General features: G+C 48.8%; 21 protein-coding genes and 2 pseudogenes. 16 read left to right on the top strand and 7 right to left on the bottom strand.

The features are described from left to right. Positions 1 to 9: 9 nt before the first annotated feature. The 6 genes from flgL (at position 10) to ACKU41_RS03975 (ending at position 7,008) form a co-directional block, all read left to right on the top strand. Positions 10 to 1,218: a flagellar hook-associated protein FlgL gene (gene flgL, locus ACKU41_RS04000; protein ID WP_319779906.1), complete on the top strand. Its 1,209-nt coding sequence runs from the start codon at positions 10 to 12 to the stop codon at positions 1,216 to 1,218. 10 nt (positions 1,219 to 1,228) lie between these two features. After that, positions 1,229 to 2,953 carry a flagellar filament capping protein FliD gene (fliD, locus tag ACKU41_RS03995; RefSeq protein WP_321404262.1) on the top strand — a complete coding sequence of 575 codons (1,725 nt, stop codon included), beginning with the start codon at positions 1,229 to 1,231 and terminating at the stop codon, positions 2,951 to 2,953. 54 nt (positions 2,954 to 3,007) lie between these two features. Next, positions 3,008 to 3,580 (top strand): hypothetical protein, encoded by a 573-nt coding sequence (locus ACKU41_RS03990; RefSeq protein ID WP_321404261.1) that lies wholly within the window; start codon positions 3,008 to 3,010, stop codon positions 3,578 to 3,580. 615 nt (positions 3,581 to 4,195) lie between these two features. After that, positions 4,196 to 5,686 (top strand): AMP-binding protein, encoded by a 1,491-nt coding sequence (locus tag ACKU41_RS03985; protein ID WP_321404260.1) that lies wholly within the window; start codon positions 4,196 to 4,198, stop codon positions 5,684 to 5,686. A gap of 64 nt (positions 5,687 to 5,750) precedes the next feature. Then, the gene (locus ACKU41_RS03980; RefSeq protein WP_319779903.1) at positions 5,751 to 5,987 is read left to right on the top strand and encodes an acyl carrier protein; all 237 of its coding nucleotides are present in this window, start codon (positions 5,751 to 5,753) and stop codon (positions 5,985 to 5,987) included. A 1-nt stretch (position 5,988) separates the two neighbouring features. Next, positions 5,989 to 7,008 (top strand): hypothetical protein, encoded by a 1,020-nt coding sequence (locus ACKU41_RS03975; protein ID WP_321404258.1) that lies wholly within the window; start codon positions 5,989 to 5,991, stop codon positions 7,006 to 7,008. Between the two features lie 84 nt (positions 7,009 to 7,092). Here the strand turns inward: ACKU41_RS03975 and ACKU41_RS03970 are convergent, their stop codons facing one another. Then, positions 7,093 to 7,344, bottom strand: coding sequence for a hypothetical protein (locus tag ACKU41_RS03970; RefSeq protein ID WP_319779900.1), 252 nt, complete (start codon positions 7,342 to 7,344; stop codon positions 7,093 to 7,095). Positions 7,345 to 7,770: 426 nt separating this feature from the next. Between ACKU41_RS03970 and ACKU41_RS03965 the strand changes: the two genes are divergently transcribed. The 3 genes from ACKU41_RS03965 to ACKU41_RS03955 are packed head-to-tail and all read left to right on the top strand — an operon-like array spanning position 7,771 to position 11,368. After that, on the top strand, positions 7,771 to 10,056 hold the full coding sequence (locus ACKU41_RS03965; protein WP_321404256.1) for a xanthine dehydrogenase family protein molybdopterin-binding subunit: 2,286 nt from the start codon (positions 7,771 to 7,773) through the stop codon (positions 10,054 to 10,056). Then, complete coding sequence (locus ACKU41_RS03960) at positions 10,053 to 10,532, top strand: (2Fe-2S)-binding protein (RefSeq protein ID WP_321404255.1); 480 nt, start codon at positions 10,053 to 10,055, stop codon at positions 10,530 to 10,532. Before ACKU41_RS03965 ends, ACKU41_RS03960 begins: the two co-directional genes overlap by 4 nt. Beyond that, entirely contained in the window at positions 10,529 to 11,368 is an 840-nt protein-coding gene (locus ACKU41_RS03955) for a xanthine dehydrogenase family protein subunit M (protein ID WP_321404254.1), read from the top strand. Before ACKU41_RS03960 ends, ACKU41_RS03955 begins: the two co-directional genes overlap by 4 nt. Before the next feature lie 4 nt (positions 11,369 to 11,372). On the opposite strand, the gene ACKU41_RS03950 is transcribed toward ACKU41_RS03955, so the two are convergent. Next, positions 11,373 to 12,584, bottom strand: coding sequence for an MFS transporter (locus ACKU41_RS03950; protein ID WP_321404253.1), 1,212 nt, complete (start codon positions 12,582 to 12,584; stop codon positions 11,373 to 11,375). 145 nt (positions 12,585 to 12,729) lie between these two features. Between ACKU41_RS03950 and ACKU41_RS03945 the strand changes: the two genes are divergently transcribed. From ACKU41_RS03945 to ACKU41_RS03935, 3 genes are all read left to right on the top strand, one after another. Further along, positions 12,730 to 14,037: a hypothetical protein gene (locus tag ACKU41_RS03945; protein ID WP_319779894.1), complete on the top strand. Its 1,308-nt coding sequence runs from the start codon at positions 12,730 to 12,732 to the stop codon at positions 14,035 to 14,037. Next, the gene (locus ACKU41_RS03940) at positions 14,021 to 15,130 is read left to right on the top strand and encodes an aminotransferase class I/II-fold pyridoxal phosphate-dependent enzyme (RefSeq protein WP_319779893.1); all 1,110 of its coding nucleotides are present in this window, start codon (positions 14,021 to 14,023) and stop codon (positions 15,128 to 15,130) included. Before ACKU41_RS03945 ends, ACKU41_RS03940 begins: the two co-directional genes overlap by 17 nt. A gap of 131 nt (positions 15,131 to 15,261) precedes the next feature. Further along, entirely contained in the window at positions 15,262 to 16,311 is a 1,050-nt protein-coding gene (locus tag ACKU41_RS03935; RefSeq protein WP_319779892.1) for a hypothetical protein, read from the top strand. Between the two features lie 434 nt (positions 16,312 to 16,745). Here ACKU41_RS03935 and ACKU41_RS03930 read toward each other — a convergent pair whose 3' ends face one another. After that, the gene (locus ACKU41_RS03930; RefSeq protein ID WP_319779891.1) at positions 16,746 to 18,509 is read right to left on the bottom strand and encodes a chloride channel protein; all 1,764 of its coding nucleotides are present in this window, start codon (positions 18,507 to 18,509) and stop codon (positions 16,746 to 16,748) included. Positions 18,510 to 18,845: 336 nt separating this feature from the next. On the opposite strand from ACKU41_RS03930, the pseudogene ACKU41_RS03925 reads away from it, so the two are divergent. After that, a pseudogene (locus tag ACKU41_RS03925) lies at positions 18,846 to 19,427 on the top strand (integrase core domain-containing protein); the annotation flags it as partial. Between the two features lie 82 nt (positions 19,428 to 19,509). On the opposite strand, the gene ACKU41_RS03920 reads toward ACKU41_RS03925, so the two are convergent. After that, positions 19,510 to 20,016 (bottom strand): hypothetical protein, encoded by a 507-nt coding sequence (locus ACKU41_RS03920; RefSeq protein ID WP_319779890.1) that lies wholly within the window; start codon positions 20,014 to 20,016, stop codon positions 19,510 to 19,512. 221 nt (positions 20,017 to 20,237) lie between these two features. On the opposite strand from ACKU41_RS03920, the pseudogene ACKU41_RS03915 reads away from it, so the two are divergent. Further along, positions 20,238 to 20,636: pseudogene (locus ACKU41_RS03915) on the top strand (DUF6573 family protein). Between the two features lie 236 nt (positions 20,637 to 20,872). On the opposite strand, the gene ACKU41_RS03910 reads toward ACKU41_RS03915, so the two are convergent. Both ACKU41_RS03910 and ACKU41_RS03905 read right to left on the bottom strand, forming a co-directional pair. Beyond that, entirely contained in the window at positions 20,873 to 21,514 is a 642-nt protein-coding gene (locus ACKU41_RS03910; RefSeq protein ID WP_321404251.1) for a peroxiredoxin, read from the bottom strand. Positions 21,515 to 21,847: 333 nt separating this feature from the next. After that, on the bottom strand, positions 21,848 to 22,198 hold the full coding sequence (locus ACKU41_RS03905) for a DsrE family protein (RefSeq protein ID WP_321404250.1): 351 nt from the start codon (positions 22,196 to 22,198) through the stop codon (positions 21,848 to 21,850). Positions 22,199 to 22,311: 113 nt separating this feature from the next. On the opposite strand from ACKU41_RS03905, the gene ACKU41_RS03900 reads away from it, so the two are divergent. Beyond that, positions 22,312 to 22,476: a hypothetical protein gene (locus tag ACKU41_RS03900; RefSeq protein ID WP_319779887.1), complete on the top strand. Its 165-nt coding sequence runs from the start codon at positions 22,312 to 22,314 to the stop codon at positions 22,474 to 22,476. A gap of 96 nt (positions 22,477 to 22,572) precedes the next feature. Then, positions 22,573 to 23,535, top strand: a complete 963-nt coding sequence (locus ACKU41_RS03895; RefSeq protein ID WP_319779886.1) for an alpha/beta hydrolase — start codon at positions 22,573 to 22,575, stop codon at positions 23,533 to 23,535. A gap of 302 nt (positions 23,536 to 23,837) precedes the next feature. Here ACKU41_RS03895 and ACKU41_RS03890 read toward each other — a convergent pair whose 3' ends face one another. Beyond that, a complete protein-coding gene (locus ACKU41_RS03890; protein ID WP_321404249.1) occupies positions 23,838 to 24,713 on the bottom strand; it encodes a LysR substrate-binding domain-containing protein in 876 nt (291 codons plus the stop codon). Positions 24,714 to 24,804 lie beyond the last annotated feature (91 nt).

Raw genomic sequence — 24,804 nt, 5'->3', positions numbered from 1 at the left:
GAGCAGGCCATGAGAATCAGCACATCACAGATATATTCACAGGTCTCAGGCAGTGTGGGTAACTCCCTGAATGACTACATGGATGCCATCAACAGGAACTCTAGTCAGAAGGATATAAACGCGCCTTCCGATGATCCTGCGGGCATGGCAAAGGTAGTCAACCTGCGCAGCTACGACAGCGCACTTGAGCATTACTATGAAAATTCCAAACTGGCCGGAGAGTATCTGGGCAGTGCCGACGGGTTGCTCCTTGAAGCCAGCACGACCATGACTTCCGTGTTGGAAAAGATCGAGCAGGCATCCACCGGAACCTATTCCGATGTCCAGCAGCAGTCCATCTCGGAAGAGCTTCAGAGCTATCAGGATTCCCTTTTGGCAGTGGCTAATTCCAAGCTGGGCAGCGACTATCTTTTTTCCGGTGAATCCACTGATACTTCTCCGTACGAATATGTTCCCGGTGTGACTGTAACCGGGGACTCTCCGGCCAAAAGTGATTTTACTGAAATCACGGGCGAACTTGAGGATCCGATCATTGTCCAATTCACCTCGGACGGAACCATCGGCACGGATGCGGTCTCCTATACCTACTCTCTGGACGGCGGCAACTCCTGGACTACCGGAACCATGGACGGAACAGCCACTCCGCCGGACACCACCATGGAGCTTGGCGATGTTTCCGTGGAAATGAATTCAGGTACATCCGTAACAGCGTGGAATGATGATGAAGACAGCGGCAGCAGTTTTGTGGTTCGCAATTCCGTTGCCTACAAAGGGGCGGATGATGCCATGTCCATTGATATCTCGGAAAGCACCGATCTGGACATCACCACTGCGGGCAGCGACATCTTTGGCGGTGTGGATGCTGATACCGGGGATGTTTATGGCGATCCCAATCTTTTTGAATCCATCAGTGATGCCATTGCCTATGCATGGATAGGCGATGAGAACGGCGTGTCCACAACTCTGGATACCGTTACCGAAGGGAATATCAATCTTACCAATGAAATGGCAGATGTTGGCGTGCGCGAGGAAAAGGCTGATTTCACCAAAACAAGCCTTAATTATACTCGTGAACGGGTCAGCGAGGCCATAAGCAGCGAGGAAGATGCCGATAGCACTGCCCTGACCATCGAGCTAAGCAAAACCCAGTATATTTATCAGGCCGTACTCAGCTCAACTTCAGATGTGATCGGAATGAGCATACTGGATTATTTATAGGAGAGCAGTCATGGCAATGTCAGTTTCAGCAAGTTCATATACGTCCACCTCCACTTCCGGTGGTTTTACCATCAACGGACTTGGTGACGGTACTGACTGGACCGATCTTATTGAGGCCAGTGTAGAAGCGGAAAGCTACGAGCTTGAGCAATACGAAGCAGACCTTGAGGAAGCAGAAACCATTTGTGATCTTCTTGAGGCTCTTGACGATGAATTGGTCGATCTTGCCGGAACCCTGCAGGGGTATGACGAGATGGATGAGTTCCTTTCCTATTCCGTGGTAACCACAGGAGACGGCGAAGTTGCAGCTTCCATTGAAGACGGGGCTGAAGAAGGCACTTACAATGTAGTTGTCAACCAACTGGCTAAAAATGATATCTGGATTTCCGAGGAGCTAAGTTATTCCTCCGCGGATGATGAGATTATCTCTTCAAATTCATCCATAACCTTGACCTATGCCGGGGAAGCCATAACTTTGGACGTCACTGCCGGAACTTCGCTGCAGGATCTTGTGGACCAGATTAACAGCGATCCCGATTGTGATGACAAGATTTCAGCGTCTGTGATCAGTGACGGCACCGACTATTACCTTAAGCTTACCGGGGAAGATACCGGGGCGGATAATAACATAGAGTTGACAAATCTGGCTGCCATTGACGGTTATGCCGCTGATTCTTTTACCAACACGCAGACAGCACAGAATGCCCGGCTTAAAGTGGACGGCTTTCCATCCGGAGCTGATGAATGGATAGAAACTGATTCAAACACCGTGGACGATGTTATCGACAGCATGAGCCTCACCCTAAATGCCGTGACCGATTCCGACGGAATTAATATCGGTGTCTCTTATGATACTGATGCCATGGTGGAAACCATTGAGGACTTTGTCACCGAGGTGAATCAGGTCCTTTATGATTTATTGGATGTGACCGGAGCTCTTGCTGATGTGGACGACGATGATGACGATAGTGTTTACATTAAGGATGCAACTCTGGATATGGTTTACAGTTCCATAAAAAATGCCCTGACTTCCGCCGGTCTTGGCTTTCTTTACTACAATAGTGAAACAGAAGAGGGCGACCTGTTCACTTCACTTTCTGCTGTAGGCATTACTACTGACAGCACTGAAGGCTCCGATACTTTCGGACAGCTTGAAATTGATTATGATGATCTGGAAGACGCCCTTGCCGAAGATCCGGAAGCAGTAGCCCTTCTCTTTGCAGCATCCGGCGAGGCGGAGACTGACAGTTCCGACCTGCGTGTGATATCTTCCATTCCCGGTCTTACCGGGGCAGGAGATTATGATGTGCAGTACACTGTTTCAGGCGGAACTATTACGTCAGCCTCCATAGACGGTGTGGATATGTACATTGAAGGCAACACAATTCTGGCTGGAAGCGACAGTGATGCAAACGGGCTTTATATGGAGATCTCGGATTTGACTGACGGTACGTATACTAGCACAGTGACCGTAAAGCAGGGGAAGATCGGGCAACTTGCGGATTTGTGCGAAGCTTTGACCGATGTTTCAACCGGCAGTATCCCGTTGCTGATGGCAAGCTACGAAGGCCTTACTTCAAAGCTTGAAGGTGAAATTTACGACGAAGAAGCAAGAATTGATGCTTATAAGACTCGACTGGAGGAAAAGTATTCCGCTTTGGATACCATGTTGTCTTATTATTCCAACCTTGGAGATCAGCTGGATAGCACGATTTCTTCATTAAGTTCTGATTAGGCCTGTAGGGCCTATATTATTTTGACCCGTAAACAGGCAATCTAATGCGGAAATTTGATTGATGTGACCGGGCAGGCGAAAGAAACCGGATTCAAGGTTCCAGTAGCTGTTTCTCTGAACCTGTATGCGAAGTACATCTCCCCACCGAAAGGGCTTGAAGGCGAAGGGCAGAGCGTTACTGGTCGGCTCCATGACCTGTTTTTCTTCCATCAACGGACGCCAGAAAATGGCTCTACGAAATCGGTCCCAGGATTTGCGGTGATCGCCGAACTCGAAGTATTGCCAGACGTCCTTATCGGTTTTGCCGAAGTGATGGGTATAAGCGGTTTCAGGAAGGAGCTCGATCATAGCTTTGATGTCGCCGCAGATGAAACCGATGTCGAGTTTTTCTATTTCGGCAAAGATATCTTGGTCGAAAAATCCAGAGTCCATGCGGATAACGATGGGAACGGTTTCGCTGTAGCGGGTGCGGATCATGCATACCACATGGCGGATCATTTTCTCGACAGTGTCGCCATTGTTAGAGTGCTTGTCTCCGCCACGGAAGACGGCATCAATAATGTAGTGCCCCTAGGTCATCTGGAGAGGCTGGAAGCCCTTGACCTTATTGTATGTGGGGCGGCGTAACCGGAGTCCTTGGACAGGGCATCGAAGTGCGTGAAATGACGACTTGTGCCGTCAAAGAGAAAACAAAGCATCTGCTTTAACAGTTCCTCGATGGGGGCTCCCTTGGTATGCTTTCGCATGGAACCGAATAGACGAGTAATGTGCGGAAAGAGACCAATGTCACGGAGATAGCGGACGAAGAGGGTAAGCGCAGCCCGCCCCGTCAGGCAGTCGCTTGTGACTTGAACATCGTCGATGGATTTTGATCTATTGTGTTTGCCCTTGGACATCCAGCCCTCCACCAAATGGGTGAAATTATTTTGGTCAATTGCTGGATAAAATTATAAACAAAAACAGGCAGATACGCTAGAGATAATGCAATTTAGGCTGGTGGATCGCTCAAGTTAGGTAAAAGGAAAATTATGGATGTGAACAGAGATATGTAAAAGGGGCCGGGTGTAGATCCGTTTCCCTGTGCATCTCGGAAAATGGTGGGCGGAGGGGGGCGGTGTATCAGTTATAAGTTGAGAGATTAGTCCATTTAGGCTTATATCTTCCTACGTTATTCGGATCAGTTCCGAGTATCAGCTGCAGGTGTTGACCTGCTGAATGATCAGCAACATGGAGGATAATTCGATGAGTAAACAATCCGAATATAATTTTGCGGCGGATTTGTTGTATCGTGGTACTCGTTGGGCGGATAGGACTGCACTGATCTGCGGTGAGCGCACAGCAACATATGCCGAACTGGGTGCGATGGTCAGGCGAATGGCTTCAGCGATACGAAATCAGGGGGTCCTGCATGGGGAGCGTATCCTTATTGCCATGCCGGACAGTATGACCTCCATGACAGTTTTTCTCGGGGGACTTTTGGCAGGAGTGAGCGCGGCATTTGTTAATAATCGCGTAATGTTATCTGATTATGAGGCCTTTCTGGAGGATTGTGGAGCGAAGCTGGTGGTTGCCAACGAAGGTCATCCCGCTCTGGACGCGGCATCTTCCGTCGAATGTCGGAAGATTGCGTTGGACGATGACGGCCTTGCCCGATTTCTGGAAAATGAGTCGGATGATTTCATGCCTCATCCTGCCTTCGGCGGGGGAGAGGCTGTGATTCTCTATTCCTCGGGGAGTACAGGGCACCCTAAGGGTATCCCTCATACCCATTCCGATTTTCGTATTGTTGCTGAATCCGCTTATGATGATCTTGAGTTGGAATCAGGCAACGTCGTCCTTAGTACAGCAAAGCTTTTCCATGCATACGGACTTTATTCTTCTCTGTGCGTTCCGCTCTGGAGCGGCGGCGCAACCGTTCTTTTCGGTGGTAAACCGGATACCTTGTCCATCCTTAATGCCTTTGCAGACCATGGGGTTACTGTTTTCACTTCCTCACCTACATTTTACGCCATGCTGCTCATGAGCGTTACCGACACGACGCTCTTTGCCGATCTCCGCCTGTGCATGTCTGCTGGGGAGGGACTGCCGGAAGCTATTCAGAACGCGTGGAAGGAACAGATGGGCATTGATATTCGGCAGGGCTACGGCTCCAGCGAATCCATGACCGTAAATATTCGCACCAAATCACCTGACTTTACCCCCGGCACAATCGGGAGGCCTATTCCTCCGTTTGAGGTTGCGGTCCTTGATGACGGCCATATGCCCGTCCCGGACGGAATCGAAGGTGAACTGGCTCTGAAAGGACCGACCATGACTAAAGGCTACCTGAATATGCCGGATAAAACTGCTGCCCTGTTCTCTGCAGACGGGTGGATGCTTACTGGCGATCTGGCCCGGATGGAAAACGGGGTGGTTAGCGTGCTGGGCCGCAAGGATGACATGTTCAAAGCCGGCGGCCAGTGGGTTTCGCCTATCAGGGTGGAAAATGTATTGCTTGGACATCCTGCTGTGGCTCAATGTGCTGTTACCGGAGGATCTGCGGGAGCGTTTACCATGGTGCGCGCTCATGTGGTGACCAGTCCTGATACCGAAGCGGATCGGAGCTTGATGGATGAACTGAGGCAATATGCTGCTGAACATCTGCCAGAGTTCATGGTTCCCAATGAAATTCTATTTCGTAAGGATATGCCCATGACTCCGCTTGGAAAAATTCAGCGTTTCGTCTTGCGGTAGGCTGGATATTTTATATCGCGTCCGGTTTAGTTCGTATATTCATAATAGATAAAGGGAGTTTTTTATGTCTGTAACTGTCGCCAATGTCATAGAATTGTTTGCCTCCGCCGTTCCCCCTGAGACCTTGGACAAGATAGATCCTGATACGCCTCTGCTGACTCAGGGGGTGGATTCGCTTGCACTGACCACTCTGGCCGTGGCTCTGCAGCGGGAGTTCTCCATAGAACTGACCATTGCCGATACTATTGCCCTGCGGACTGTTAATGACATTGTGAATTTCATCAATGCGAAAGGGAAGTGACATGTCCAGCAGAGATCAGGCTATCGAGACCTTGCGTGCAATCCCGGACCCGGTTCTGCCGGATTTGCCATTCGAGGTTGTGCCTTTTCGACCGGAGCATGCAGAAGGTTTGGCCCGACTGTTCCTGACTATTTACGGTGAGGCCTATCCCATTGATGCCTATTACATTCCCGATGCCATCCGTGCAGAGCAGGAGCGCGGCAATGTCTGTTCCATGGTGGCCGTTCTGGAAGATGGATCGATAGCAGGGCATATGGCCCTGTATCATTCTTCAGCTCCGTTCAAAGGATTACTGGAGTGCGGTATGGGCATGATCCACCCTCATTACCGCAGTTCCTTCATGCTCTTTTTTCTGTTCAAGGAACTTATTGAGGGGCCGGCCAAAGAGGTGCCTGCTCTCTACGGTGAAGCTGTATGTGATACCATTGCCACCCAGCATCTGAGTTCTCTGTATGGTTTCATGGAGACCGGCATTGAGCTGGATTTGCTGCCGGACAAAGGTGAGGGCCGTGTTTCATGCCTCTATCAAAGCAGGGAAAGCGGAACTGTCCAGCGCATAGTGCATGAGCCAGCAGGATTGGAGGATGCTTTAGCCTTCTTCATGGACGGGTATGAACCGAAACGAGTCACGGTTTCGGCCGATGCCGGTCTGGTGGCACCTGCCACGGATGCGACTGTGGAATATTTTGAGTTTGCCGGGGTTTTGCGGGTTAGTGTTGTACGCCCCGGTATGGATTTCATGGATTATGTCCGGGCCATGGAAGAAGACGCGAGCCGTAGCCGTAAGGGATGCGTTAATATTCAGTGGTTTTTGAATTTGGGGGGCCCGGAATGCGGGGCCGCTGCGGAAATCCTGCTTGGACTCGGCTGTTTCCCGGTAGGCTTTATACCCCGCTGGTTTGATGATGACGGTCTGCTTCTCCAGAAGCTGACAGTTGAACCGGAGTGGGAGCGGTTGCAGCTTTACTCGGATCGGGCCAAGGGAATCCTTAACCGTCTGCGCGGATTCTATCCGAAATAGGGATGAGTATAAGCAGGGCCTTCTATATGCCGGACAGTCCGGGAAGTGCTGAAGACCCCGATTGAAGGAATTAATCCTGCGTAATTATGGCATCCATGTGATGATTTCCTGTTGCGGATTTTTTTCTTTCCACTCCATGAATTCCTCATAGTTACGGATTCCGTCACGGAGTACTGCCTGATAGATTTCGATCCCCATGACTTTTTGTCCGTCGGGAACAGCGTATTTTATCTCCAGAATGATTTGTTTGGTTTCGGGGGTCAGTTTGTCTCGGATGGCATCCGCAACACGCTCAAAGTATCCGGCGTAAGGAGAGTCCATATGAATTTGTATCATATCGATCTGCCATGTTTCCCCGTCAGGGTTTTCGTACCATGCATGTCGATATCGGGATTGCGCATTAAAAGCTCCATACGTACGGAGCCTACCAATTCGGCTTGCAGCCCAGCAGCAGCCCAGATTTCCAAGATTTTAGTTTCGTCAAGAACACGTTTGGCGCGCTGTTGATTGTTCTAAGCCAGCGCCATAATATTGTTGGTCATGTAAAAATACCTATTAATGCTGTCCTGAAGACAGATAGAAAGATTTAGAGTTCACAATACGGTGATCCCGTAGGGGATTCATTTGTTGGGAAAAGTCCTTTTTGTCCAAGCATATACGTGTGAATGTCTCTATTATGATATGGTCGATTTCTTCGCTTTCCTTCAATTGACAAACGTTAACGGCTATATCATCGTTTCTGGTAATTAACTAGGAGGTTTCATGTCCTCAGCTCATAAATTGGGCTCTCGCTCACCTCGTTTTGATGCTCCCGCTAAGGCTCTCGGCAGGGAGATATTTGCTTCGGATGAATACCCTGAAAATATGGTTTGGGCAGGAGCATTGCGTGCCGGAGTACCTCATGGTCTAATTCGCAGTTTGGATACTTCGGCAGCCCGAAAGATACCCGGTGTTGTGGCGGTTCTTACCGCTGAGGACGTGCCCGGTGAAAATCGGCAGGGTTTCATCTATTGGGATATGCCTGTGTTATGCGTGGACAAGGTGCGCCACGCAGGTGATGCCGTGGCTCTGGTGGTAGCCGAGACGAAGGAGATTCTGGCCGAGGCACTGCGGGCCATCGTTCTTGATATTGAACCCCTTCCTGTTGTGGACACATTGGATAAGGCTCTGGCGTCTGATGCACTCCAGATTCATGACCTTGAAACAGGCAACGTTCTTAAGCAGGCCACCTTGCGCAAGGGTGATGCTCAGGCTGCCTTGAGCCTGTGTGATGTAGTCATCGAAGAAACTTTTTTTACTCCCCAGCAGGCACATTGTTTTCTGGAAACCGAAAACGGCACGGCGCGTATGGATGAGGACGGCATTCTGCATATGACCGTCTCCACTCAGGCTCCCTTTCGTGACCGATTCGAGATAGGACGGGCTTTGGGACTGCCGCCGAACAGGTTGCACATCATCGCCCCGTTTCTCGGTGGAGGGTTCGGGGGTAAGGACGGAGCCACCGTCCAATGTCTTTTGGCTCTGGCCGCCATGCATGCTGGCGGACGTCCGGTAAAAATGTGGTGGAGCCGTGAGGAGAGCATGCTTGCCGGATACAAACGGCATGCGGCACGGATGCATTTCCGGCTCGGAGCCGGGGCGGACGGAACCCTGAGGGCCCTGATTTGTGATCTGGACTATGACACTGGAGCCTATGCCCACCTCGGGGTGGAAATAATGGCTCTCGGTCTGGAACATGCCAGCGGTCCTTATCGGGTGGAGCATCTGGAGGCCAACGGCCGATGTATCTACACCAATAATCCTGTGGCCGGAGCGTTTCGCGGTTTTGGAGTGGCTCAGGTCTGTTTTGCCTTTGAGGGCATGATGGATCGTCTGGCTGTAAGGCTCGGTATGGACCCCTTGGAATTGCGGCTCAAAAATGCCATCCGTCAGGGGGATAAAAATGGAGTAGGTGTGACTATGGCCCGTTCCACCTGCATGGTGGAATGTCTGGCCGGACTGCAAAACCATCCTCTTTGGCTGTCGCGGAATGAATGGGTGTGTAATGCTCCTTCTTTTACCCGGCGGGGTGTGGGCATTGCCGCGATATATAATGGAATGGGCTATGGCCGGGGGCTTGCTGATGCGGCTGTGGCAAAAATTCGGATGACCGAAGAGGGACGCTTCAGGGTATATAACGGCGTCAGCGATATGGGGCAGGGCAACAGTCCTACCTTTGTGCAGATGGCCTGTGAAATTTTGAATCAGGATGAATCCCTGATGGAGTTGGTTCAGCCCGATACTGATCGTACCCATCCTTCAGGATCATCATCCGCCGGACGAACGACATATACCTACGGCAAAGCATTGATCGAGGCTTGCAAAGCCATGCGGGACAAACTCCTGCATCGGGCGGCCATGGTTATGATGGTCGATGACGTCGCGGACCTTGAGCTTGTGTCCGGTGCGGTTTTCCATGCAGCTTCCGGGCGGGAATTTCCCTTGGTCGCGCTGGCAGGTATGCTTCACCGCGAGGACAGGTTCTGTATCGGGGAGGCGATGATGCCCGTAACGCAGGATATGCCTGAGGGCGGTGAAAATTTCAGGCTCGGCTTCCCCCATTTGATTTTTCCCTATGCCGCCCATCTGGTGCGTATTCAGGTGGATGAACTTACCGGTCTTGTGTCCGTGTCCGACTACGTGGCCTTCACCGATGGAGGACAGGTGCTTAACCCGCAGAATTTTGAACAGCAGGTGCAGGGCGCGGTAGCTCAAGGGTTGGGTTTCGCTCTCTGGGAGGATTGTGTCGCAGATGAAGGACGCTTGTTGACCACGGACCTGAGTACCTACGTCATCCCCGGAGCCGGGGATCTTCCCGATATCGAGTCCCATGCGGTGAATACGGAAGAGCAGTCCGGTCCTTTCGGCATGAAGGGTATAGGCGAAGTGGGCATGAACGGTCCTCTTCCGGCTGTAGCCTCTGCGCTGCTGCACTCGGGGATGCCCATGACTGAAGCTCCTTTTACTCCGGAAAGAATTCTGGCCGCGCTCGGAGGCGGAAAATTATGATCATATCTTTTGTATTGGACGGCGAATCCCGGACCCTTGAAGTGGACGGCGGATTGCGTGCTGTGGATGTCCTGCGGGAACATTGCGGAGTGACCGGCCCCAAGGAGGGGTGCGGTACCGGGGAATGCGGTGCCTGTGCCGTGCTGGTCGATGGCGTGACCAGACTTTCCTGCCTGATGCTGGCCGCCCAGTTGGAAGGACACACTGTGACCACAGCGCAGGGATTGGATAAGGACGGGGTGCATCCGGTCCAGAGATCTTTGGTGGAGCTTGGCGGGGTACAGTGCGGTTATTGTACACCGGGCATGGCTGTTACCTCCGCCGAATTTCTTGAGCGTCATCCCGATCCCAGCCGTGAGGAGATTCGCGAAGCCCTTTCCGGCAATCTTTGCCGCTGTACCGGCTACCATAAGATCATCGACGCCGTGGAAGACGCTGCAAAACGGCTGCAAAAAGAGTGTAAGGTGCAGCGATGAATATTCTATTCCCGGTCACAGTAGAGGAAGCTTTGGACTCTTTACAGGCCAACCCGGATGCAAAGGTCATGGCCGGGGGGACAGACCTGCTGGTGAAGCGGCGCGCCGGTTCACCAGCTCCGGGCTGCATTGTCTGTCTGGAGAAGGTTGCGGATATTATGGGCGTCGGGATTCTGGAAGACCGAATCCGTATTGGGGCCGCAACGACCATGACAGCCTTATTGAAAAACGAGGCCGTCCGGGAACAACTGCCTCTGCTGCATAGTGCTCTGAAGTTTTTTGCATCCCCGCTTGTGCGCAACATGGCTACACTCGGCGGCAACATCTGTACTGCGTCTCCGGCAGCGGATTCCCTTCCGCCTCTCTATGTGCTGGGTGCGGAAGTGGAGATTTATTCGTCTGCTGGAAAACGTCATATGTCTATCGCCGATTTTATCACCGCTCCCGGTCGGACGGCTCTTGTTCCGGGAGAGTTGCTTGGTGCCGTGACTGTGCCCGTGCCCCTGAAAAATTGTATTCAGCATTTCGAAAAGGTAGGTCGGCGTAAGGCTCTGGCCATTTCTGTTGTCAGCCTGGCTGCACTGCTTCGTATTGAGGAAGGAGTCATCGCTGAGGCCCGTTTGGCGTGGGGCAGCGTAGGACCTACAGTCGTCCGTTGCCCCGAGGCCGAAGCCCTGCTCATGGGGCGTGAGCCGACCATGGAGACTTTCATTAGAGTAGGGGAAAGCGTAAGGCGTGCGGTCCGGCCCATCAGTGATATACGCGCCTCCGTAGAATATCGACGGCAGGTGGCTGCCAATCTGGTGCTCAGGTTGGCAGGGCAGGGGACGGATTAGTTTTTTATCCGGGGAGATTATATCTGTGTGAGTTTCGGCGGTGCATACTGCCGGCCAGAATCCCTCCCAGCAGCGGGCAAACCGCAAACCATGCGAACAGATGGGCCGTTGATGTTCCTGCTGCCAGTAGCCCACCGGCCAGTAACGGTCCGAATACATACCCTGCATCCATGGTGAATAACATCATGTTGGTATTGAATCCCCGTAATTGCGGCGGGGAGATTTCGAACATGGCCGCGTTCAACTGCGGAATGGCGAATCCCATGCAAATTCCATAGGCCCCGGCCAGAGCCAGAAGTGCTGAGGCCTCTCCTGCGAAACTGAAAAGAGCGATGACTGTCGCCAGTGCCAGCATAACGGCAAACAGCATGGTGAAGCGGTTCATACCGTCCATTAGTTTACCGCAGAATACCCGTACTCCGATGGTTGCGGCAGTGGAAACGCTGAAGAAAAGTCCCGCATTAAGCGTATCGAGTAATGTCAGCCGGTTTTTCATGAAAAAGAAGACTACTGTTGTGGCGGTGAAAAGCAGGCCATTGGCGGCCAGAAGGCGTCCTACTCCCGGTGCGCGGAGATTCGTTTTGATTTCGGCGAATGAAGGGCGGCTATGCGAGGTCCCTCTGTTGTTTTCCGAACTGAGAATGCGTTTACGCAGGTAAGGGAGCACGGGCATGGCTATAAGCAGTGCCGGAGAGAACAGTGCGTAGACATGCGGTTCACTGCCGGCCAGGGGCAGAAGTTTTTCCACCAGCGGTGGCAGTACTGCGTAAGGCAGCAGTCCTGCTATGGCAAATACGCCGAATGCCTGACCTGCCCGCGCGGGGGGAATGGATGCCACCAGCAGTATTACCACTGCCGAAATCAGCAGTACTAATCCCAATCCGTGGGCGATCCGAACCAAGGACAAGGCCCAGATGGTGTCGGCTACGGAATAGGAACACAACGCGCCCATAAGGATTATCAGGGAGACTGCGACTACGGAGATGCTGTTGCGTACGGTCAGAAAGGGACTGATTAACGGTCTGACTGCAAGGGCGGTGAATGGTTCCAGACCCAGCAGAACTCCACGCCAGAATGAGGGAATACCTTGTGTTTCAAGATATGCGTTCAACCCGTAGAACAGGGAAATGTTACAGAAGGCCAGAAATGTAACCGCCATGAGCAGGCAGAACTCAGGGGTCAACAAGGAATTGTCATTTCGGGAAAAAAGAAGCATAGTTGCAGATCTCAATAATAGTATTAGATGTTTCGCGGATGCAAGAGTACTTATCTTTGCTTGCGATTATCGTTTTGATGGACCTTTTGTAAAGTTTTTCTGACAGGACTGCGCCATTTAATCAAATTTATTAGCGAGGATTTTTGTGAGCACCGACGCACAGTGCATTCGTATTCATCTTCCTGCCGATGCAGCCTGGGCCGGACTTATGCAGGCTGCTGCCGAGCAGAGCGGCCGAGTCTTCGGGCTGGACAGCGCCAGAACTTTGCGTCTGGTTCACTGTGCCGAAGAACTGCTGCTCTATCTTGCCTCTGCCGAAACTGACGCAATAGAAGCAATATTCAGGCCTATATGCACCGGAGTGGAGATCGGGGTCTTTTTCGATTCGAAAGGTGTCGACCTTTCGGCTATGAATCTGGCTTTCTCCCCGGATTCGTGTGGGGATGACCGGGATTGGACCTCTCTGCCTTTGTTGCTGGCCGCGCGTATGTCGGACGGTTTTCGTGTCGGGCTGGAGGGCAGACGCATGGAGATTGCCCTGCGGGTGGACAAGACATATCCTGAGCCTGATCTGTTCCCGGTAGAAAGCTTCCGGGTGCAGGGGCAGATAACGTTTTCCGTGACTGAAGATTCGGGGGCGTTGCTTGAGGCCTGCAGTTCCATCTCCGCACTACATTCTCCTCACGTGGTGCCGGTGTGGTGTGCCTGTCCGGGCAAAGCTGCGGACCTCGTCCGGGCCGGAGAACTCAATGCCATGGAAGCCCGCGACGAGACAGGACGTCTGTGCGGAATCATTTTCTGGCAGAAGCGCTCTGAGCAGAGCGTCACCTTTTTCGGCCCCTACGATTTTTCCTTTGACGGCTCTGTTGCCGGGGGATTGATCAATTCCATGCTGCAGGCCGTGGGACGGACCAAAACTAAAAATGTATTCAGCAGTCTGGCGACGCAACCGCTGGTCGACTATGGTTTTGAGCTGCTGGCAGAACTTCCGTATATGCTTGAGGGAGAAACTGCCCCGGTTATACATTCTGTCTGGGGTAGAATGCTTCAGGAGGATTACGGTGCAACAGCTTGGACTCATGAAGGATTTGCCGATTTTCTGCGCAGTTGTTACGAGTCGCTGGAATTGCTGCGTGATCTGCGTCCGGTGAGCAACCTTGGTGAGGCCGTTCATACGAGTTCTGTTATAGGCGCGCGCTTTACCCCTGTGCTGAATGAAGTCTTTCTTTACCCGGAACTGAACGGTGCGGACATAGGTGAAAATATATCCGAACATGTGGCTTCCCTTGTCTCCGCAGGATACCGAAACATTTTTTTTGAAATCGACCTTGCCAAAGGCTGGCACGCCGCCATGGGCGAATACCTGCTCCGTAGCGGATTCCGTCCCGAACTTCTTCTGCCCCATGGAGGGCAGTCAGATACATTGATTTTTCGTTATGCCGCTGAATCTTGATCTTCTCATCCCGGCTCATATCCGACTCTTCGACCCGTACCGACCGAGTCCTCCGGACGCTGAACTGATGCAGCTTTTCGGCCTCGACCATTTGCACCGGTTGAATAACAATGAAAATTTTTTAGGCCCATCGCCCGCTGTCAGTGAACTCTTGTCCGGCATGGATACCGGGTTCATGCCCGTTTATCCGCACGGTGACAGTAAGGTTCTGCGGGAGACTCTTTCTCAGGTTCTTGGTCCGGCCCCGTCCCGGTTTCTAGTGGGTAACGGTTCCTGTGAATTGATTTCCAGCGTGGTTAAAGCTTTCTGTGAGCCGGGTGACAATATAATCACAGCGGATAAAACTTTTGCGGTCTATGAATGGGTTGCCGAGTTTTCCGGTATTGAAGCGCGTTTGGTTCCGCTGGATAGTGACTATCGCTTTGATCCTGAAGCCATGCTGGCCGCCATGGATGGCCGGACCAAGATTGTTTTTGTCTGCAATCCTAATAATCCTACGGGAAGCTACTGGGACGAGGCAACCATGCGTCGTTTTCTGGATGCGGTGGACGGGCGGTGCATCGTGGTGGTGGACGAGGCTTATTTCGAATATGTGGAACGCCCTGATTACCCGGACGGCATTAAGCTGCTGGATGAATACCCCAATGTTGTGGTTTTTCGAACTTTTTCGAAGATGTATGCTCTTGCCGCATTGCGCGTGGGCTATCTTTGTGCGGGCGAGGAAGTCACCGACATAATAAGCCGTGCTCATGTGGCTTATTCCGTCAACACTACGGCCCAGGTGGCCGCTCGAGCGGCACTGCTGGATCAGTCTCCATTCATCGGGCAGACGCTGGAGATGGTGCGCCGGGGGCGTGAAATCATCGGCGCAGCATGTGCGGAATTAGGCTTTAATCATATTATCGGCGAAGGAAACTACACCATGATTCAAACGCCGATTTCCGATACCCTGCTGCAACGTAAACTTCTGCGTCGTGGATTTTTGGTTCGTACCATGACCGGGTTCCGTTTTCCGAACTGGATTCGCGTCAGTCTGGTAGAAGTGCAGGTGCTGGAGGAGTTCAGTTCTATCCTGAAAAGTGTGTTCAGATAATTTTATAAATGTAACCGGCTGTGAAATGAGAACGATTTATTTCACAGTTTTTTTTGTGCCCCGGTTTGGAGTCCTTTTCTGGGGAATATACTGCCGCAGTTTTGAAGATGATGTGCATATGGAGAATAACGGTGAATAATAGCAGAGAGCAGAATTTGGTCCGTTTGAGGGAAGATTCATACATAGTAGAACCTGATCAGAAGTTTGAGGTTGATTATTTCAAACATGAGGATGCTGTAGGTATAGCGCGGCTCTATTACGCTGTTTATGGTGAAAATTTTCCAGTGGATCATGTCTATGATCCTGATGAACTGGTCCGTATCAACAAAGGTGATGATTTGATTCAGATTGTCGGTCGTACTCCTAAGGGAGACGTGGTGGGGCTGTATGCTTTGTTTCAAGCGGCCCCCAATCCTAAAATTATGGAAGGCGGGTCATGGATTGTTCATCCGGATTATAGAGGTACGTCCCTCGGTCTGCGGATGGTGAGCAGATTTCATAATCGTCCTCCAGAAGATTTGGAGTTTGACGGTTTTTTCGGACAGAGTGTGTGCGATCACTTAACTTCGCAAAAACTTTGCAAGAAGTTTAAAGCCTTACCGTGTGCCTTTGAAGTCGAGTCAATGTCGCCCAGATCGGGAGAGGAGGAATCCTACGGCTATATTTCACTTTTGGATGGCATGATAGTGCTGCGAAATAGCTCGGATGAAGTTGTTCTCCCTTTTCGCTATGACTCACAGCTGCGTGATATTTATGAATGGATGGGGCTGAACCGTTCATTTGTTCCGGACACGTTCGGAGCAGAGGAACTTGCTTCCGCAGGTGAAACAAATCTGTCAGTAAAGCTTCTTGATGAAGCCGGGCTGGTAAAGGTTGAAGTTGAATCCATCGGCTGCGATTTCGCAGAATGTCTTGCAGGAGTGCTTCGAGAACATCAAGGTATGCATAAGTATCATATCTATCTGCCGTTATGGTGTTACAGTATTTCTGTAGCAGTTGAAGCTGCTCGTGCGGAGGGCTTTTTCTTCGGAGGCCTGCTGCCTTTGTGGTTTGAAAGGGACGCTTTGTTGCTGCAAAAGCTGGCCGGGACCCCGGATTTTAGTAAGCCCAGCCTGTTGGTGAAGGAAAGCAAGGCGTTGCTGAACATGGTTGAAGCCGACTGGAATGATTTGCATGGCTGAGACTGTGGCTAAAACATATGCGAAACAGCCCGTTCCAGTCTGCCCGTATGGGGATTATCTGAGTATATCGCTGTCTGTAGGATACTTCAGGGACAGTATGAGATTTACTATATGGAAGGCTGACGCAGACATGCTTTGGTGTCATGTGATGAAGGTCACGTAACTATACATTTTCCACAGCTTATAAGCAGCTTCAGCAACAAACAACTTGGTAATGTCAAAGCCATCGCAATGAAAATTGACGGGGTGAAATCTGTAACTCTTCTCGGGGCCGATGCAAGACAGCACAACATGGTTAATCCGTTCCATAACATTAATTAACCGCATTTGGATTCAGGAACTGAGGTCAAATTTTTGTGCAATGTTTATAGTGCGAGGCACTTGTTTCCGGGGGGGGCTTCCGGCTGTTCATAGCGTTCCAGGATGATTAGTATTTAATCACCTCGGTTGTAATAGCAGGTTATGAGATCCTGCTTTGAAAGCATGCTTACAAGCTTCTTGGGGTTGTCTTTGGCTACAACGGGCAGTGCGTTGACATTCAGGGCGATCATTTTTTCCAGCGCGGTCTGCAGGGTGTCGTCTTCAAGAACGGTGATAACATTTGTGCTGGCGACATCTTTTGCAACAAGAACGTTGGATTGAGCCTCCTCGAACATCAGTTCCCTTATGTCGTTGATAGATAAAATTCCCTTCAGGTCACCATCAACGCTGACCACGGGATAATATGATTCCGGGTACTGGGTGACGATTTTCACCACAGAGCCGATGGGCAGGCCCTCCTCAAGGGAACTAACATGTTCGCTGATCAGGGCATCGCGGACATGCAGCACCGAAAGCACGCCTCTGGCAAATTCATTGATATGGGCAGGAGAGTCCAGCCGGCTGCTGAACTGCTTTTCATACAGGCTCATCTTGCCGAGAATCAGGTAGGATATTGTCGAAACCAGCATAAGCGGCACCAGCAGGGTGTAACTGGAGCTCATTTCGCAGGCCATGATGATTGATGCGATAGGAACTTTGGCGACACCTGCAAAAAATCCGCCCATGCCGACCAGAATAAAGGAATTGGGGTTAACGACCCAATCGGGCGCTATCATGTGGCCTATGCCGCCGAAAGCTCCTCCGAGCATGGCACCGATGAAAACCGATGGCCCGAAAACACCGCCGCTGCCGCCGGAACTGATCGTAAAGGACGTGGCTGCTATTTTTATGAAAACCAGCAGCAGCATGGTTTCCCAGATCATTTTGCCGTCAAGAGCCAGCTGAATCCATACATAACCGCCATCTATAATCTGCGGGTAGTAATAGGCAACACAGCCAAGCATGAATCCGCCGACGGCAGGGCGAAACATCCGGGGGATGGGCAGCTTGTTGAAAAAGTAGTCCCGCATTCCATAAAAGAACTTGATGTATATGAATCCCACCAGCGCGCAGAGGATGCCGAAAATAGTGTAAGGAATAAATTCCACCGGCAGATCGAAAGCAACGTTGCCGGGCTGGAAAAGGGCATGTCTGCCGTACATTTCGGAAAAAACAGCATGGGCCATGATGGCGGATATGATGCAGGGCAGGATTGCTTCGTATTCATACTCGGTTTCCCTGTAGAGTACTCCGGGGACAAATAATGCCGCTCCGAGTGGGGCCTGAAAAATTGCTCCGATGCCGCCCGCCGCTCCGGCAAGGAGCAGGACGCGCCTTTCTCTCGGTTTCAGGTCGAGCCATGTTGCCAGCAGCGAGCCGAACCCCGAACCGATCTGCGCAATCGGGCCTTCCTTACCTCCCGAACCACCGCTGCCGATGGTCAGTGCGGAAGCCAGAATTTTTATGAAAGGTGTTCGTTTTCTGGTGAATCCTCCCTGAAGGTGGAAGGATTCGATCATGGCGTCTGTACCGTGCCCTTCGGTTTCAGGAGCTATATTGAAAACAAGCAGCCCGGACAAAAGTCCGCCAATTGTCGCAATGGGGATAATCCATAAGGAAAAACCAGTTTCTGAAATATCAACGGCCAGCGGATTGCCTACATTCGGCTCAAAAAAACTGATTGGCAGTTTTACGAAAAATTCAAGGGCATTGTCCAGAAGCCGGTCAAAAAACACTGCTCCAAGCCCGGCAACAACCCCGACAGCAATACTCAGCAGCAGCCAGCGTGCGTGCTGATGCCAGTTGGAAAACCTGAATCTTTCCAAACCTACGCCCATCAACAATCTCCTAATCAATTAAACCTGCTGTCCAGAAGCCCGTCTGGTCCATAACCAAATCGGTGGTGCTTCAGATTCTAATGTATATTTTGTGTAAAAGTCAAAATATTCTATATTGTTAAAGATACGTTAGTTTGTGTGTAATTAGTTTCTGATGGTGAGTGTTTTTGGTAATGATCAATTAAGTTAAGTGGTTATTGGTTGAGCCGGTGGTAAAAAAAACTGATGTTAGGATTTATTACCGTATGAAAATTTTACGGAAAATAAAGCTGCCGGGTAGTGGTTTGCGCAGAATTCTGCCGTAGTGGGGTGTTTTATGGGGAGGTTTACAATTTGGCTTGCGGTGAAATCGAAACTGCCCATCCTGGCTATCTCGGCAGTCAGGACACTTTCTATGTCGGCACAATCAAAGGCGTTGGACGAATCTACCAGCAGACCTTTGTGGACACCTATTCCAAGTGGGCAGCCGCAAAACTCTACACAACCAAAACTCCGATCACAGCAGCCGATATGCTCAACGACAAGGTTCTTCCTTTCTTCGCGGAGCAGGAAATGGGCATTTTACGCATGCTGACCGACAGAGGAACCGAGTATTGCGGATGCGTTGAGAAACACGATTACGAGCTGTTTCTTGGCGTTTGCGGCATCGAGCACACAAAAACGAAAGCACGTCATCCGCAAACAAACGGGATTTGCGAACGATTCCACAAAACAATTCTGGATGAATTTTACAGGGTCACGTTCAGACGTAAGATATATACTTCACTTGAAGAATTACAGACTGATCTCGATATCTGGATTGATGAATACAACACACAACGATCTCATCAGGGAAAAATATGTTGCGGTCGAACACCACTGGCAACTATGCTGGATGGAAAAGCGCTCTGGAACGATAAGGTCCAAAGTTTAAACTAAACTGACAATTTCGGTCCCATCAAAAAGGCGGACTGTCAGATCGAGTATGAACCACTACAGATTAGGTCAGCCTTTTTGTAGATTAGTTCAGTCTATCTACTTTAACTTCCAGAATATCCATTAACTCTTGAATGCGTTTACTGTTGGGATCATCAGCGAGCATTTGATGAAGATCTCTTTCAAATTTTTCTTGATATTCTTTTGGCATTTTTCCTAACTTTTCCCCGGTAAGATCATGCTTCCTTAAACATGCATTATAGATACGAGTGAGTTCTTTATTGTATTCTGGTCCAACTTGCTTTTGTTCTGCTGTGGGAGTTTGTTTATAGACTGGGCCGTATCTTCCGACCTCTATGACCAGTATGCGGCAATCAGGGACATACTTGATAATTGAATCAGGAAAATAGACCAATGCATCTGGGTCGTACCCCTCTTTTTTCTGCGCTTTTCTTGCTTCCTCCGAAATCGTAACAGTATCGCCCTGTGATTTATTCGGAACAGTCGTCTCATTTGCTTGTGTTGAAGAATTATTGCGTGTCTTCTGAATTTGATTTGCCTGATATGCACTGGTTGCTGCTGAAATATTCATACATATTCTCCGTAGGCATGAATTGAACTTATATTATTTCAATTTGTTTCCCCTATCAGGAAAAAAATTCCCTATTTGTTAAGATTTGCAAAGTTTATACCAGTGATGTGATTATTTGTCTTAATGGATATAAGGGCTAGGGTATGCCTCTCTGGATCTAAACAGGAGAACTGTCAATTTATCATAACTACTTAACTTATGAAATTGATGGAGAAATTAAGATGGTAATTAAGTGCGATCCATCCTTGCAGATGGTCTATTTCTACACTCGTAAACAGGCACTCGAAGACGGAAATTTAATCGATGTCACCGAACAGGCGAAGGAGACCGGATTCAAGGTTCCAGTGGCTGTTTCTCTGAACCTGTATGAAAGATACATCACTTCACCCAAAGGACTTGAAGGCGAAGGGCAGAGCGTTACTGGTCGGCTCCATGACCTGTTCAGCATGTGTTTGTTGGCGATGCCGGATAAATAGAATGAGAGCAGGATTAGCTTCAAGGTTTTGTTTTTAACCAAGTCACAGCCGAGGACCCTTGAAGAAGTAGAGGTCTTGTGCCAGTGCGGTCCAGATGATGACATGAAGCCATGTATTACTCTGATGCTGCCGGATGATGATTAGGTAAGCAGAAAAGGACTATTAGGATTCTGTGGGATTTTGGGGATTCAAAAGCATACAGGCTGAGAACTGAAGCAGTGGCAGTATGAGATTTACTGGATAGAAGACTGATGCAGCCAATGCCGGGCCTGTGAATATGGGGGTAGGGTTGTCATTTCAGGCTATTTTTACATCTAAAAATTCAAAGGGTCGATTATTGTAAATCGACCCTTTTTTCATACAAGAATTAGTTTAAATATTTAAATTTTCTTATGGCAGAACCACCAATCATAACAATCAGTTGCACCAGTGCGTTCTTTGGCTGTTTTTACATTGTTTGCAGGTGGAACAATAACTGACTCACCTATAAGTTCATTGTTGGGCCAACCTGCAGGAATTGCGACTCCATTGGCATCAGAGGTCTGCATCCCTTTAACCGCTCTCAGAATCTCATCCATGTTTCTACCTAGTTCTTGTGGATAGTAAAACATGATCCTGAGTTTACCTTTATCATCGGCAATGAAAACGGCTCTTACAGTATTAGTTCCTTTTCCAGGATGGACCATACCAAGTTTGGCGGCAACCTTGCCCATATCATCAGCAATAATGGGGAATTCAATTTCAACATCCAAGTTCTCTTTAATCCATTCAGCCCATTTTATGTGTGAGAATACCTGATCAATTGACAATCCAATTAATTCACAATTCATAGCCTTGAATTCAGCATAGCGTTTTTGAAAAGCTACGAATTCAGTGGTGCAGACCGGGGTATAGTCTGCGGGGTGAGAAAAGAGCACAAACCACTTTCCTGCCATATCACTTGGTAAATTAAGCGTTCCGTGGGTTGTTACGACTTCCATTTCTGGAAAATTATCACCTAAAAGGGGGATTCCTGATTCCATAATAGACTCCTTCAGTTTAAAATGAGTTGAAGTTCGTTCTATAAAAATCAAAATACTACTAATTATTATCCGTATCTGAAGAATGGAGTCAACGATTATATGGATTTTGTGTTAACTAATGATATTAACGTTTGAAGTTCTGAAAATAGCTATGAGTGAGGACCGGTTAGGGCATCCGGTATATGTCTGGCTTTTACTTGATGGAAGACTGATGCAGACAATGCCGGGCCTGTGAATATCGGGTGCAGTTCTACACGTAGTCCTTCTATTCGTTTTATTCCTGTTCCGGGATAGGAATACCCTTGAAACTTAATCCAAGGGTATTTCCAAAAATTAAAAATTGAATACTTTTGCTTCTGCTGCCATGTCGATCAGGTGGGGGCCACCATCTAACTGCATATTGGAATGAAAGGTTGCTTCATCCAGATTACGATTGTTGGCACAAGGAGTACAAATACCCGTCTTGACTTCATTTTCAATCAGGTACGGAAGATAATCTTGAGGACAATCTCCAGTAGTTGTTTTTTGGGTTAAATCTCTGCCTGTGACTGCCCATTCCACTCCACCGTCAATGAAGAACATATCCACATGATGACCTTTACCGTGAGCGATTTTAGCGAATTGAAAACATCTGGTTGCAGCTTCGTTGTCGTTTTTACTCAGCACAAATAAAAAATTAGCCATGATATCTCCTGTGATCTGTCTTGGTTATTCTGACCAGCATAAAGTATTACCAGTTAGCAGGTTCATAGCATAATATATTTCATACAGGAATAGATTTGGTACGGAGTGGCAGAATGACTGGCAATTCAAAAAACGCAATTGTTTACGTATTGAAAATCACTGGTGAAAAAACAGGTGTAGAGTTTTGCGTAAAGAAAACACAGGTGTTTGACAGTAAGAATAGAACATGTCCAGCATACTGGGCAGTCGGTTTAGGTGTCCCAATCGTATCCGACTAATTGAATAATTCCACCTTGCCTCTGATTACAAAGTCTGGCAAAAAATAAGAGTCAAGATATTTGTCTTGCTATTTGGCTTTAGCAAAGGAGAAGCATGTGACGACTCTTTCATCTCGAAATTTAATCGAATTTTTGTCCGAGGACCAAACTCCGACTCCCAAGGATTTATATGATTGTTTGGCACATTCCTCAACCATTATTGAAACTTCATACGGCAAAGTTGAATATGCCATAAATGGTGAAGGACCTATCATCTTAATTTCGCATGGCGGCCCTGGAGGATACGACCAAGCCCTGATGCTTGGAGAACTTTTCCGCAAACATGGATTTAAAATTATTGCACCATCCCGACCTGGATACCTTGGAACGCCATTGAACCATGGGAAAACAGCTGAAGAACAAGGTGATTTCATGGCTGCTCTTCTGGATGCCTTGAACATTCCAAGCTCAATTGTAATCGGAGTTTCAGGCGGCGGTCCTGCAAGCTATCAATTAGCACAACGACACCCTGAAAAAACAAAGGCTTTGGTGGTCATCGACGGCATAAGTATGAACTACACCAAGGGAGATGATATTAATAAAGTTGAGGAATGGATGTACCTTAGCAACTCCGGTCAATGGTTGATGAGCTTCTTCTTCAAGCATTTTCCGGCATCGGTGGTTAAAAGTTTCTTGCGAACGGAAAGTTCTTTGGAAAAGCATGAACTGGGAAACCGAGTCAAAGAAATCGTCAAAGATGACAGGAAATTTGCCATGATTGATGCAATGTTCAAAACAATGAGTGACAAGTTTTCTGAACGCAAGGCAGGTGCTGAAAATGATATCGCACTAGGAGCGGCAATCGGAAAACTTCCTCTGGATAAAATCAGCTGTCCTGCGTTGATCATACACGGTGATTCCGATAATGACGTGCTCCCTCGTGATGCCGAGTATGCCCATGATGCAATACCCAACTCCCAACTTCTTTGGATTGAGAAAGCTTCTCATATTGGTTTCTGGACTGCTGCTGATGCTTACAAGGTCCAGAAATACACTATTGATTGGTTGAAAAAGCAGTAACACACAGGCAGTTTGAAACCTAATTGCCGGTAATGGGTATTGATAAAATTCTAATGTTCATATCCTCCAGAACATACCCCCATCATATCCACAGAATCACCACCTGTATGCGAAGTACATCATTCCACCGAAAGGGCTTGAAGGGGAAGGGCGGAGTTTTTGTGATTATAATTTATGAAAGGTGTTTAAATATATTGGGTAAAAGATTCATTCAGAATGATGATATGATGCCCTGTAATGTTTTAATGCAGCCGAATGATTAGCTACATGCGCAAGTGGGCGATTATACTTAATTGATTAAATTAGCTTGCAGTCTCTTTTGCAAAACTATTAGCCAACATTTCCATTACAGCTTCAGAGATACCTTGGAGTAACGGAGATAAATTTCTTCGCTTATGCAGAACCTGTAAAAAAAACCTTGAAAACTGGACATCACTTATTGGCACAGTATAAAATTCATTACGTCTTAATTCGGATTCAACAACCCGTGGGGAGATACAAGTTAACGTTCCTGAGTTATGCAGAACAGTTTTGATGGCTTCATTGTTGCTGAATTCCAAAAAGATCTTAGGAGAAACGCCTTTTTGCATTACATTTTGCAGGAACAACTCTCGAGTTCCTGAACCTTCTTGGCGAATCAACCAATTTTTTTCTGCAAGTTTTGCAATAGGGTAAGGGCCATTTTCGGCCAGTTTAATGTCAGAGCTGATTACAACAAGGTTATCTTTACAAAGTGAGGCTGTGCGAACTCCTGTTGAGGTAACGTCACCTTCCACAAAGCCCATATCGAGCGTGCCGGCTTCAACTTGTTCCACGATTTCTTTTGTACTTCCAGATTCTAAAGAAATATTCACCCGGTCATGCCGGGTTTTAAATTCGTATAAAACATGTGGCAGCACATAGTCCGCAAGAGTTGCCGAAGCTCCTAGTTTCACATTTCCTACCATCGCTCCTGACATGATCATATCAATGCTGTCGTCAATCTGTCTGTAAAGCGGAGCTAAGTAGGCAAAAAGCAGCCTCCCTTTTTCATTCAAACGAATCTCTCGCCCGACTCTATCAAACAACAAAACACCAAGCTCATTTTCAAACAGCCTTAAAGAGCTGGAGACCCCTGCCTGAGACAGAAACAGTCTAGATGAGACCTCACGCATATTCGGAGTACGGGCCAGTGCCAAAAATATTTCTATGTGCCTTAACTTCATATCTGATTGATAACTTTTTCTTGTTGAATCATCAATCTTTTACCGTTTGCCTATTTGCTAATTT

Source organism: Maridesulfovibrio sp. (assembly GCF_963678865.1).
GTDB lineage: Bacteria > Desulfobacterota > Desulfovibrionia > Desulfovibrionales > Desulfovibrionaceae > Maridesulfovibrio.
The sequence above is the reverse complement of the archived record's forward strand: the minus strand, read 5'-3'. Positions and strand labels throughout refer to the sequence as shown.